Source organism: Pontibacter chinhatensis, assembly GCF_900113285.1.
Lineage (GTDB): Bacteria > Bacteroidota > Bacteroidia > Cytophagales > Hymenobacteraceae > Pontibacter > Pontibacter chinhatensis.
The window spans coordinates 943,960-956,672 of the sequence record NZ_FOOT01000002.1 but is presented as its reverse complement, the minus strand read 5'-3'; the positions used below and the strand labels follow the sequence as shown (position 1 = coordinate 956,672).

The following is a 12,713-nucleotide window of genomic DNA, read 5'->3' as shown; positions in this document are numbered from 1 at the left end:
CCGAACAGAGCCGTTAAGCCCGGGAGCGCCGATGGTACTGGGTTCACCCCCGGGAGAGTAGGTGGCCGCCAACCCCAACACACAAGGGGCAGCAGGAAGAGATTCCCGCTGCCCCTTTTTTTTGTGCCCCAACACCAACACTGGGCTGACAAAAGCGCCGCCACCAACTGCCGCAAGCGCCGCCAACCCAAAGGCGCTAGACTGCCCCATACCCCTTGCGCGCAGCTGGCACTTGGTAGGGGTTGCTGTACTTGCTTAATCCAGTTAAAACGTTAGCCCCTCTTGGCAGCTGAGTGTGCTCAACTTTCTCAATTCTTTTACTTGTTTCATTTAAGCAAGAATCTGCTTTTACTAAAGTATGTATTATAGATTACAATCCGCAATAGAATTACCTGCTGCATAACATTGATTTCCCTCCTCGGAGGGGTTAGAGGTGGGTTTTATGACAAGTGAGCATTGGGCTCACCTCACTAAAATGGTATTGCGCTTAATACCATCAATTATAAATAAGTATACTACAGGTCTTGCGGAAGAGCAGATTGATGTATTATATGAAATCCAGTAGAATGGTTTAGGCATCATGCTCTTCTAAACAAAAGAAATGTAGAGAAAGGATGTCTTTCGTTCTTCTCTCTTTAGAACAGATGCCACATAAAAAAGCGCCTGGGATACGAAGTCCAGGCGCTTTTGAGTTTATACTTTAGGTATGATTTCTCTAAATCGTACCCTTTCCTTCAATCTATTTTCTGCCAGCTACTGCTGTATAAAGTTCTTCTTCCTGCAAGTATTGATTAGCTAGCTCTTGAAGCTCTGGGGCAGTTACGGTTCTGATGGTAGTGACATAGTTGTTATAATGCTCTGGCGATAGCTCATGCAAAATGATTCGCTTATACCTGTCACTTTGATCGAAAATGGTAGAGATATCATTCAGGAATTTGCCCAGCATGTAATTCTTTACTGTACTTAATTCTTCTGCTGGTATTTCTTCCTGCTGTAGCTGTCTTATCTCCTTTTGTACTTCCTCTACTGTTTTATCTGTAACAGCGTAATTTACATCTGTGCCAATATAAAACAAGCTGTCATACTCCTTAGGAGAAATAACAGAATAGATGCCATATGTATAGCCTTTGTCTTCACGGATATTACGCATCAGTCTTGAGCCGAAGTATCCTCCTAGTACTTCATTCAGCACCAGGAGCTTCTGGTAATCCTGATGATCAAGCTTAGGAAAACGCTTGCCTATACGAATAGAAGACTGTAGGCTCTCTTCTACCTCAACTAGTTTATACTTTGCTGCAGGTGCAATGCTTACGGAAGAAGGCGTTGCTGCTGAACCGAAAGCGGGAACCAGCTGGAAAGATGCGATTTCATGCCCCAGCTGTTTCTGTAGCAGGTCATCTATTGCACCACTGGCAAATACTTCTAACTCCTGGGCAACAAAGCGCTTGCTGTAGTAGCGCTCCACATCTTCCTTGGTAACCGCTTCCAGTACCCCTTCATCAAACCCGAAAGTATAAGGATGGCTGGTGCCATATACCTGTTGCGTAAAGCTATGTGTGGACAGGTAGTTATTCTTCTGTCGCTGCACCTTCAGGTTTTGGATGGTGCGCTGTTTCAGCAGATTGAATTCTTCTTCCGGGAAAGCTGGATTCTGAAGAACATCAAGTACAAGTGCCAGCAACTCCGAAGTATACTTCGACAAGCAGTATAAAGTATACTCGGTGCGGTCGTAGCCGTGGTTATTATCGAAGGATGCCCCATAATACGCTACTTTGTCGGCAATTTGCTTGGCTGTGTGGTTAATAGAGCCCTCCAGCAGCATTTTAGCTGCCAGATCGGAAACGCCCTTCTTGTCTTCGAACCACTTACCGGCCTTAAAAACAAAATCCAGCCTGACAACAGGCTGGGTTTCGCTCTTTATTACATGCAGTCTGGCATCATTGCTTAGGTGAGTTACCTCGGCTATCTGGATACTGACGGCATCTATTTCATATGTTTCTGGTGCTTTTGTTCTATCTAGCATTCTTTAAAAGTGTAATTTCTACTCAAGGTTAAGCGCGAGCGTGAAGCGCCATGTATCAGCCAGCGGGTTACCCTGATCATTCGGGATGAGGTAGGCCGCATCTAAGCCGAACTTCTGGTAGCGAATACCCAAACCTGCTGAGAAGTATTTTCTGCCTCCCTTATCCGGGTGCTCGTAAAAGTAACCCACGCGCGCAGCAAACAGCTCATTATACCAGTACTCCACTCCCGTGGAAAGGTTTATTTCCTTCAGCTCTTCACTAGCCCCGCCTTCGGCATCCCCGAAAGAAGAGAAGATACCGCCGATTACGCTCTGATCAGTATCAGCACCGGGAGAGGGCACCAGCAGTTTATTTGCGTCGAAAAGGAGCGTCAGGGAGTTATAAGCGTCCAGGTTATACTTCAGGGCTGTGCCCAGCTTCAGGTTAGTAGGCAGAAAGCTTTTATCCTCGTCCTCGGAATAGGCAATCTTGCCCCCGATGTTCGAGATGTTCGCGCCCAGGCCCAGGTTCAGGTTCTGGCCCAGGTCGCGGTTATAGTATACGCCTACGTCTACAGCTGCTGTGTTGCCTGCCTGCGACTCCGTATTGCCACCGCTCACGTTCACATCGCCGGCAAGGTTAGAGTGGATAAAGCGAGCTGAAATACCTACGCTAAAGTTCTCGCTCAGCGCCTGGCCATACGAAACGGCTACGGCATACTCCTTCGGGTTATAGTTCTGCAGCGGGTTTTGCTGTGCATCAATAAACTGAATCTCACCCAAATCGAAGTACATAAGTGAAAGCGAGATGGCAGATGTCTCGTTCAGTTTCTTATACCCGGAGAGATAGTTCAGTGACATGTCGTCCACGATATTGCGTAGCCACGGAGAGTAGGAGAAAGAAACGCTCAGGTCGTTTTGGACGAAGCCCAGCTTGGCAGGGTTCCAGTAAGATGCATTGGCATCGGGCGAAGCTGCCACACCCGCATCACCTAAGGCTGCAGACCGGGAGTCCGGGCCAACGGTAAGAATCGGAACTGCAGTAGTCACAGCGTTAAGATCAGAGCCGGTAGTGGTAGAAGGAGGTGGCGGCGTTTGCTGTGCGAACGCAGTCGGCGCTGAGAACAAGGCAAACGCTAACGCAGCGGCCTTCAATATCTTACTATTTTTCTGCATATGTAGGGTATTGATAACTACCAAATATAGGAATTATGTATCGTTAATTTACTTAATAATCACAAGTTTCTCGTGCTGTGAGGCCTTGGCCCCATCTTTCCTCGACCGCACATTTAGTCTATAAACATAAACGCCCGGCCTTAGTAAATCATTGTACTCATCCCTGCCGTTCCAGGATATTTCTGTTACGCGGGTCTTGCTGTTATAACTCGTTGCTTGTAATGTCTTTACCAACTTGCCCGAAATAGCGTAGATCTGCACCTGTATTTCCAGGTCTTCTCCGGCCCTGTTATGGTCAAAAAGGAATGTAGTTTCAGCTGAGAACGGGTTCGGGAAGTTTATTACCTGCTTTAACGCAAGTTCGACGCTATTAGATACATAAAATTCTATATATGATTCAGAAGAATTATTATAATTATCCCAAGCCTTCACACGGATAGTATAGAACCCCGGTTCCAGGTCCTTTAAAGGGTATTTTACTTCTCCTTTTTGGTAGGTATCCGGATCAGCAGTATAGAAGTTGTTCAGGATGATGGGCTTGTTCTGGTCGTCGTTGAGTAAGCCTACGATTTCGTGGCCTATGCCTATGCCCGCTGTGTTGATGCCACTCTCGTCGTACAAACGGGCCAGTAGCATCGTATGCTGCCCGGTAGTCCCTCCCGATACAAACGAATCGTCGTCCATATATAGGCTGATGGTAGGCGGCATGTTGTCTGCCGGGGCATGCGGGGAAGTGCCGCCTATCACGATTTCCTGGTGAGCGCCTATGGCGTCATGGGTGCTATTGGTGGCGTAAAGGCTGATTTTGCCATGCCCGTAGGTATAGTCAATGTCTTTTGGCATTACGAAGCTAACCTCAAAAAGTCCCTCCCTTACGCTGGCTCTGCCATCATACACGATGTTCTCGTGCACCTGCACCGGAACCTTCTGGCTGGTCTCATCTCCCAAAGTATAGCGTATGGTTGGCTTCTCATATACTTTCAGGTTAAGCATGCCCGTGAAATCGCTGGCCAGACTTCCTGAGTTGTGTTGCACCTGCCCCTGCAGGGTCACTTTTGCCAGGGCTTTTAAGGTATCGGTAGCAACGTCCTGACTTTTTATACTGGTGATTTTTGCCTCCAACCCGGGGTATGCCAGCTGCATGGAAGGGTCGGAGAGCAGGGTGAAGTTGCGGTTGTTCACTCCTCGGGAGCCGGTGGCGTTTTCGGTTATACTATTGTTCTTGGTGAGGCGCGCCAAATCACCGAGGCGGGGCTTGCGGCCGTTCACTTCTTCAAAGGCGGCCTTAAAGAAGTTGCGGTTAAGCACACGGTTGCCGTTAGAGTATACCGGACGGGTCGTTGTCAGGAGGCCCACAGCGCCGCCGTCGGGGTGTAAGAGTGCCAACTCAGCGCCGGATGGCCTGCCGGGGTCGTCGTAACGGCCGAACTCACAGGTGGCAGTCAGCAAAAAAGTTAGTCTATCTTTATTTTTCCAGCTGCTGACCTGCGGCAGGGTGAGCACCTGCTCGGAGGCCAGACTGACCTCATTTCCGTGCCCGGTATAGTTGGTGATAAGGGAGCCCTGCTCAACGGCTTTGTCCAGGTCGGCGGAGGCCTCCGGCACGCGCTGGCCATTTGCCACTGCCTGCTGCGGGTACAGGTCGATGTATATTTTCGTGGGGTTATAGGCCGGATGGTGCTGCTCCAGGTAGTCGGCCAGAAATTCCGCGTCGTTCTGGTGCTCGTTGTAGTCGCTGTCGTCGGCTACAAATGTTACGTTGCTGCGCCAGTTGCCCAGGTGGCTGGGGCTGTCGTAGTTTATAATCTTATCTACCAGGGTGGCAGCTTCGGCCCTTGTTTTGGCGGGCAGCCTGCCTATGCCCACATCCAGCAGGTGGTCGCCCGAAATATTCTCTGCCCATTCGCCTTCGTCCTCATCCAGAAAACCATAGTAGTCTTCGGAGCTGTAGCTGGTAATAGGGTGCAGCGACTCCCGCGACTGATAAGCGGGCACAAAGTTGGTGTTGTTGCGGATGCGGTCTTTAAAGTCGTAGGAGGCATCGCCGAAGAGCAGCAGGTACAGCACATCGTCGCCAGACTTGCTGCTGCGGCTGTAGAGCATGCGCATAAAGTCGCGGATGGCGGTTACGTCCTGCGCGCCGGAGGAGAACTCGTTGTATACTTGCTGCGTGGTCACGACCTGCACCTCCATCTGGCTGTGCTGCGCCCGGTGGCTAGCCAGCCGCTGCGCCTCCTGCAGAAAGGCCGGGTGCGTCACAATCACAAAGTCGAGGGTGCCGCTCTGGTTAAGGCTATGCAGGTTCTGATTCCCCACACGGCTTATAGGGATAGGCTTGCTGCTGATGCCGCCACTCTGGAAAGCCACAAACTCGCGCAGCACCTCCGTAGCCACACTAAAGGTACCGTTTTGGTGCTGCTGGGCCACTGGCTGCAAGGGGTTGGTGACATCCCAGATAGCAGCGCCTGCCGCAAGGCCAGCAATGGAAAAGGTGCTTGCCGGCTGGTTTATACTTTGGAGAGAGCGGAAAGCGGTCTGCTCGCCGTAAAGCTTCAGCTGGCGCTCGTAGTGCAGTTCCAGGTAATTCAGGTAGCCCATGGCTGTGGCACTGGTACCCGTGCTGAAATTAAGCGTGACGGTAAAATCGCTGCTGCTCCCCAGGTTAGCTTGGGGTATGCGGTACGCTCTGGTGCTGTTTATACCTTCCGGATGATACTTTTGCGTGCCCCGACCGGCGATATCTCGCGTGCCGAGTGTTTGATTGTTTAACAGAATAGTAAAGCTGCTGCCGGAGGGGGAGTTGGCCATCAAAGCTGCCTCCAGCATGACGTCAGAGCCTGCCACTACGTCTGACGCGGGAAAACTGAAGCTGCGGGAGGCCTGATGCGCGCTGAACTCCTCGCCGTACCACTCGCGACCTGAGAAGACCATATTCTTCAGGTCCTTTTCATGGAAAAGCCGCTCGTTGTAGCTGCTTATACGCTGCCCTTCTCCACTTGCCTGCCCGCGCGTGCCAACCCTGGCACCGGTGCTGTGGTTTACCCGAAGGAAGTAGAAGGCGGTGTCGGAATACACGTTGTACTCGTGCCGGAAGCGTTTGGCCGTTTCGTCATACTTCCAGGTGTGCGGCCCCTGCGCATAGAAAAGTATAAAATCAGCATCATCAAACCTGCCGTCTTCCTCACCTACTACGGTAATGGCATTCTCCAGCAGGTCGTCGGGGCGGGGGGCACTGTTGGGCTGGGGCAGCATGCCGCCACCGTTGCCGTAAAGCTGAATTTTCCGCGGGTCTATACTTTGAGGAATGATGCCAAGCGCCTGCAACACGCCTTTGTCGATTTTGTGGATGCCGCTCCCGGTCACGGCAAGCTTGTACCACTCGCCCTGGCTCAGCACCGAGTTAGGAGCAAAATCTACGGAGCTAGCGGCAGGTTGTGCGGTGGCAGAGGTGTTGCTGGGTTCAGTGGCCGGGGTTTGCGCGCTGGTACTCACCTGGCCAGCAAGCAGACAAAACACACACGCAAAAACCAAACGCTTGGGCCACATCATCAGCAAGTATAAGTTATGGACAGCTGCCTGCTTACAAGTAACGTTCAGGAAGGCAGCATCCTTATATCTTCAGTAAGCTACGGCTAAAATAAAGGAATTGTGGGAATGTTTATACTTGTCATCCTGCAAAAGTATAAACTAACCATTCGCCTAATTCTTTACTCCATACTTCCAGGACGGTTTACTTACTCCTGGCTACTGACGTTATTTTCAGCAGGAATCCTATGCTGTAGGGGAAGCTCTTTTAATCACGGACAACAGCACGTACAGCAAGATGATAAACGGGATGGCCGCGTATTGGAGCAATACCACCAGAAGCACCGACAGGCCCAGGAAAACGAAGCGGATAGCGTTATCCTGCCAGGTAAAGTTCTTGAACTTAAGGGCAAAAAGCGGCAGCTCCGCCACCAGCAGGTAAGAAAGTATAACCGTCAGAGTCACCAGCACCACCGGGTTAAGGATGATTTCGTAAGCCAGCAGGCCATCTGTAGTTTCGAGTATCAGCGGCAGCGAGGCTACCAGCAGGGTGCAGGCTGGGGTGGGCAAACCAATGAAGGAGTCGGTCTGGCGGGTGTCGATGTTGAACTTGGCCAGGCGCAGCGCCGAGAAGATGGTCACCACGAAGCCGAAAAACGCAAAACTTTCGACAGGGATGCCGAAAAAAGAGGCATCGGCCCGCTGCAGAAGTATAAAAAGTATAGCTCCCGGCACCACACCAAACGATACCACGTCAGCCAGCGAGTCGAGCTGCTTGCCAATCTCGGAATAGGCCCCAATCAGGCGAGCCACCATACCATCCAAAAAATCAAATACGGCGGCCAGGCCTACCAGATAGGCAGTGATAACCAGTTCTCCTTTAAAGGCAAAGTATAACGCCAGGCAGCCCGAAAACAGGTTCAGGCAGGTGATGGCGTTCGGAATGTGTTTTTTCATGTAGCACGGAGGGCGGCAGGGTTACCGCAGAAAGGGGTTATACTTTTTCTCGTAGCCGATGGTGGTCTCCGGGCCATGGCCGGGGTAAACTGTTACCTCGTCGGGCAGCGTGAAAAGCTTTGTTTTTATACTTTGAATAAGCGTGTCGAAGTCGCCGCCGGGCAAGTCGGTGCGACCTATACTTTGCCGGAACAGCACATCGCCTCCAATTACGGTTTTATCGGCCTTGTTGTGAAACAACACGTGGCCCGGCGCGTGGCCCGGTGCAAAAAGCACCTCCAGCTCTGTGTTGCCGAATTTTATACTTTCCCCCTCTTTCAGATAAGAAGTTGGCAGCTGCTCGGCATACTGCGGGAAACCGTAGTTGGCGGCATAGGTTTGTACGGCGCGCAGTACCTGCTCATCCTGCTGGTGTATCTCCAGGCCCACGTTATAGGTAGTGGCTACAAAGTTGTTGCCCAGCACGTGGTCGATATGGCAGTGGGTGTTTAGCAGCCTGACTACTTTCAGCTCGTTATCGGCAATATACTTTTTCAGCTCCTCCTGCTCATGGCGCTCATAGCAGCCCGGGTCTATCACCACGCACTCCTTGGTCTCGTCGTGCAGCAGGTAGGTGTTCTCCTGAAACGGGTTAAATGTAAGGCAGGTAACCTTCATAGCTTTCTCTTCTGATGAACGGGTATGCGCAAAATCGTGCCTCTAAGTTACTAATTTACGCGGTACATCTCGTAACTTGCCCTTATGAAATACGATTTTATAGTGGTGGGCCATGGCCTGGCCGGCGCTATTTTAGCTGAAACGCTGCGCAGCCGCGGCAGCAAGGTACTGGTTATCGACGAGCCGAAAGAGAACTCCGCCTCCAGGGTGGCGGCGGGGTTGCTGAACCCAGTGGCTGGCAAGCGCTTCGCCAAATCGTGGCTGGCCGACACGTTTATACCTACTGCCGATGCCTTTTATACTTCCCTGGAGGCGCGCTACGGCCAGGAGCTGTTCTTTCGCAAACCCATCTACAAGATATTCTCCTCTATAGAAGAGCAAAACACCTGGATGGCCAAGAGCGCCGGCGGCAACTGGGGCGACTACATCCTAGCCACGCATACCCAAAGTATAAACCAACCGGGCATCGACGATCCATTTGGCGGCATTATGATCGGACGCGGCGGCTACCTGCACGTGTTCGCCATGCTCGACCTGCTCACGGAGGACCTCCTGAAACAGAACCTGATGCTGCCAGAGCGCTTTGACATGCGTGAGCTACAGCTGACGGAAAGCGGCGTAAAGTATAAAAGTATAGAGGCCGCGCGCCTGGTCTTCTGCGAGGGCTACCAGGTGGTGCACAACCCATACTTTAAGTGGCTGCCCATACAGCCCACCAAAGGCGAGGTGCTGGAAGTACAGACGGAGCAGAATTTCAGCCCGGAATGCATCTATAACAAAGCCGTTTACGTTGTTCCGGAAGGAGCAGGCCGCTTCATCATCGGGGCCACATACGATTGGCGCAACCCCGATGAGGAGCCGACACCACAGGGGCAGGAGGAGCTTTCCGAACGCTTCCGGCAGATTACCCTACAGCCGTTTCAGGTAACAGGGCACTGGGCAGGCATACGTCCGGCCGTCCGCGACCGCCGTCCGCTGGTGGGCATGCACCCGCAGTACCCGCAGTTGGGCGTCTTCAACGGAATGGGCTCAAAAGGCGTATTAATGGCGCCCTACCTGGCCCGGCAGTTTGCCGCCGCACTAGACGGGGAAGAAGAGCTGATGCCGGAGATACACATTTTTAGATATTTATCGTTATATTACGCGTATACAGATCAACAGAACCTGCAACCATAAGCGCATGCGTTTCCTCTCCAGATTTCTACCGCTGTTTGCCCTTTGCCTGCTGGCGGCCTCTGCTGTGCAGGCGCAGCCAACCGTAGATGCCTTTGGCAAAAGCCGCATACAGTATAAGAACTTCAACTGGAAGCTGTACAGCACCCAAAACTTCAACGTTTTCTTTTACCAGGATGGGCAGGACATGGCGGTTAACACGGCCGCCTACGCCGAGCGGGAGCTCAAGCGCATCACCAGCCTGATTGGGTATTACCCTTACTCCAAGATCACGCTTATACTTTATAACTCCCCCACAGACCTGCTCCAGAGCAACATCGGCCTCAACAACGACCAGTACCAGTCCGGCGGCGAGACGCTGTTCATGAAAAACAAGATGGAGCTGGCCTTTGGTGGTACCCAAACCGAGTTTAAGCGCGACCTTAATTACCAGCTCACTGAGCTGCTGATGAACGACATGATGTATGGCGGCAGCCTGAAAGAGGCGCTGCAGAGCAGCTACCTGCTGCGCCTGCCGGAGTGGTTTATCTCAGGCGTGTCGGCTTACACGGCAGAGGGGTGGAGTATAGAAATGGACAGCTACATGCGCGACATGCTGCTGAAACAGCAGGGCAACCCACGCCCCGAGAAAGTTTTCCTCAAAAGCCCAGCCCTTACCGGGCAGAGTATCTGGAATTACATTGCTGAGCGCTACGGCTACACGGCCATCCAGAACATCCTCAACCTCACCCGCATCACCCGCGACATCGAAATAGGCATCACCAGCAGCCTGAACATCCCTTACAAGCGCTTCCTGCAGGACTGGTATAATTACTACGTGCAGATAAACACCAGCTCCGAAAGCCCGCTGGTGCAGCTGCCCGATGGTGCCAAGCTCTTTAAGAAGAACAAGGAAGGCCACTATTACGGAAAACCAGTCCTGAACCCGGACGGCACGATGCTGGCCTACGTGAAGAATGACAACGGCATCTTTAAGGTATTTGTGCAGGAGGTGCGCACTGGCAAAAACCGCGTGGTATGGCGGGCCGGCTACAAAAACCTGGACCAGCGCGTGGACTTTGATTTGCCGGTGCTGGCCTGGCGTTCCAACACACAACTGGGGCTGATAGAGTCGAGGAGGGGAAGGCTTTTGCTGCGCCAAGTAAATGCCCGAAGCGGTTATTCTTTTGTGCCTTTTGTGGAAAACCTCACCACGCCAGCCGCCACGCTGGAGCAGTTTGTGCACGTCAATGGCATGGCTTACTCCGAGGACGGGCAGTCGGTGGTGGTGAGTGCGGTGCGCAACGGGCAAACAGACCTGTTTCTGCTTAACGCCAGTGGCCGGTTGCAGCGCCAGCTCACCAACGATATTTTTGACGACATAGACCCTGTTTTTCTGCGCGGCAACGGAGGTATCGCCTTTAGCTCTAACCGTTGGGTAGACACCACCGGCACCTCGGGACAGCCTAGCTTTAACAGCATTGTCAATAACTACGATATTTTTCTGCTGAACCTGCAGGGGCCAGACAACAACGTGGAGCAACTGACCAGCTCCATCGCCAGCGAAGTGATGCCCCGCCCCACAGCCGACGGCAACCTGGTATATTTGGGCGAGGAGAGCGGTATTCGCAGCGTGTACCATTACGACCTTAGCACCGGCACCAGCAGGCCCGTTACGAACTTCCTGCAAAGCATAGAGCAGTTCGATTATGTACCGTCGGCCAATGTGCTGGCGGTGTCTGCGGCCGATGAGGGCAATAAATTTGTGTACCTGCTGCCAGACTACGCTGCCTCTACGCTGGATAAGCTGCCACAAACCTCCCGCCAGATTATACTTGAAACACGGGCCCGCACCAGCCAGGAGGCCGCAGCCGCCGCCACCCGCCGCAAACTGCTGGAACAGCAGAAGAAGGGCACGAACACCACCGTACGCGAGGAGGGAGAGATTAACATCGAGGATTACGAGTTTAACGACGCGCAGCGGCAGGCACAGCAGCAGAAGCGCAACACCGCGCCTGTGCGCAGGGCCAGCAGCGGCAACATCAACGTGGACCTGGTGGGGCCGCTCAACTACGACCTGCGTTTCAGTGTGCAGGAAATCATTACCTCGGTACACGCCGACCCGCTGCTCGGGTTTGGCATTGTGGCGGGCGTGGAGATGGCCGACCTCTTTGAGAACCACCGCATCCGGGGCACGGCCTTTATGCGCACCGACTTTGAGACGAACAACTTCTTTGCCGAGTACATGAACCTGACCAACCGCGTGGACCTGGGGGTGCAGTTTGAGCGCTCTACCTTGCGCGGAAGCCTGCTGAACGCACCCGGCTCTATCGTCAACTTCACCAAAAACGAGCTGACGCCGGTGCTCAAGTACCCTTTCAGCCACAGCACCAGCCTGCACCTGAAGCCTAAGTTCGTCAGCACCCGCTTTATCTATAAAAATGATTTCTCGATACCCGACACGGTGGAAACCTTCTGGGGAGGCAACGCTGAACTGGTGTATGACAACAGCGTGATAACCGGGGTAAACCAGCGCGAGGGCACCCGCTTTAAGGTGGGCCTGCTGTCGCTTAAGGGCTTTGAGAGTTCCCGGGGCAATTTCAGCAAGTTCTATGTTGATTTCAGGCATTACCTGAAGCTGCACCGCCAGATAACGTTGGCCACACACCTGAGCTACGGCAGGTTCTTTGGCAACTCCAGCAAGAAGTTCCTGATAGGCGGCATGGACAACTGGCTGCTGGCCGATGAGGACGAGGAGGCCGAGCTGAACGACGTGCAGGTGAACTCCCCCGCCGACCTGTTCTACCTGGAGTACATCACGCCGCTCAGGGGCTTTAACTTTAACGTGCGCAGCGGCAGCAACCACCTGCTGGCCAACGTGGAGCTGCGCATCCCGATTGTGCAGTACCTCTACAACGGGCCCATTGGCTCCGGCTTCTTCCGCAACCTGCAGCTAACGGCCTTTGCCGACGCCGGCTCGGCCTATAGCGGCGCCAACCCGTTCTCAGGCGACAACTCCATTAACACCCGGCTTATAGGGGGCTCTTCGGGGCAGCTGAGTGTGGACAAGTTCGACATCACTGTGATCAACTACCGCAACCCGTTCCTGGTTGGCTACGGATTTGGGGCACGCACGACCCTGCTGGGCGTGTACGGCAAACTGGATGTAGCCTGGGGCGAGGCAGAGGATAACCGCGTGGGGCCTAAGTTCTACGTAACACTGGGCTACGACTTCTAAAAACCG

General features: G+C 53.0%; 7 protein-coding genes. 2 read left to right on the top strand and 5 right to left on the bottom strand.

Annotated elements, in window-relative coordinates; genetic code table 11:
* Positions 1–739 precede the first annotated feature (739 nt).
* The 5 genes from BM040_RS09140 to BM040_RS09120 all read right to left on the bottom strand — a co-directional run bounded on the left by BM040_RS09140 (position 740) and on the right by BM040_RS09120 (position 8,317).
* Entirely contained in the window at positions 740–2,023 is a 1,284-nt protein-coding gene (locus BM040_RS09140; protein WP_092100254.1) for a M16 family metallopeptidase, read from the bottom strand.
* An 18-nt stretch (positions 2,024–2,041) separates the two neighbouring features.
* The gene (porV, locus tag BM040_RS09135) at positions 2,042–3,178 is read right to left on the bottom strand and encodes a type IX secretion system outer membrane channel protein PorV (protein ID WP_092100252.1); all 1,137 of its coding nucleotides are present in this window, start codon (positions 3,176–3,178) and stop codon (positions 2,042–2,044) included.
* A 48-nt stretch (positions 3,179–3,226) separates the two neighbouring features.
* Positions 3,227–6,727 (bottom strand): type IX secretion system sortase PorU, encoded by a 3,501-nt coding sequence (gene porU, locus BM040_RS09130; RefSeq protein ID WP_092100250.1) that lies wholly within the window; start codon positions 6,725–6,727, stop codon positions 3,227–3,229.
* A gap of 222 nt (positions 6,728–6,949) precedes the next feature.
* Positions 6,950–7,660 (bottom strand): CDP-diacylglycerol--serine O-phosphatidyltransferase, encoded by a 711-nt coding sequence (pssA, locus tag BM040_RS09125; RefSeq protein WP_092100248.1) that lies wholly within the window; start codon positions 7,658–7,660, stop codon positions 6,950–6,952.
* A gap of 21 nt (positions 7,661–7,681) precedes the next feature.
* A complete protein-coding gene (locus BM040_RS09120) occupies positions 7,682–8,317 on the bottom strand; it encodes an MBL fold metallo-hydrolase (RefSeq protein WP_092100246.1) in 636 nt (211 codons plus the stop codon).
* Between the two features lie 84 nt (positions 8,318–8,401).
* On the opposite strand from BM040_RS09120, the gene BM040_RS09115 reads away from it, so the two are divergent.
* Positions 8,402–9,493, top strand: coding sequence for an NAD(P)/FAD-dependent oxidoreductase (locus tag BM040_RS09115; RefSeq protein WP_092100244.1), 1,092 nt, complete (start codon positions 8,402–8,404; stop codon positions 9,491–9,493).
* A 4-nt stretch (positions 9,494–9,497) separates the two neighbouring features.
* Positions 9,498–12,707, top strand: a complete 3,210-nt coding sequence (locus BM040_RS09110; RefSeq protein ID WP_092100242.1) for a TolB-like translocation protein — start codon at positions 9,498–9,500, stop codon at positions 12,705–12,707.
* Positions 12,708–12,713 lie beyond the last annotated feature (6 nt).

What these genes read in the sequence shown, in the direction of transcription:
- BM040_RS09140 (WP_092100254.1), bottom strand. Translation starts at nt 2,023, where the DNA reads ATGCTAGATAGAACAAAAGCACCAGAAACATATGAAATAGATGCCGTC.
- porV (WP_092100252.1), bottom strand. Translation starts at nt 3,178, where the DNA reads ATGCAGAAAAATAGTAAGATATTGAAGGCCGCTGCGTTAGCGTTTGCC.
- porU (WP_092100250.1), bottom strand. Translation starts at nt 6,727, where the DNA reads ATGATGTGGCCCAAGCGTTTGGTTTTTGCGTGTGTGTTTTGTCTGCTT.
- pssA (WP_092100248.1), bottom strand. Translation starts at nt 7,660, where the DNA reads ATGAAAAAACACATTCCGAACGCCATCACCTGCCTGAACCTGTTTTCG.
- BM040_RS09120 (WP_092100246.1), bottom strand. Translation starts at nt 8,317, where the DNA reads ATGAAGGTTACCTGCCTTACATTTAACCCGTTTCAGGAGAACACCTAC.
- BM040_RS09115 (WP_092100244.1), top strand. Translation starts at nt 8,402, where the DNA reads ATGAAATACGATTTTATAGTGGTGGGCCATGGCCTGGCCGGCGCTATT.
- BM040_RS09110 (WP_092100242.1), top strand. Translation starts at nt 9,498, where the DNA reads ATGCGTTTCCTCTCCAGATTTCTACCGCTGTTTGCCCTTTGCCTGCTG.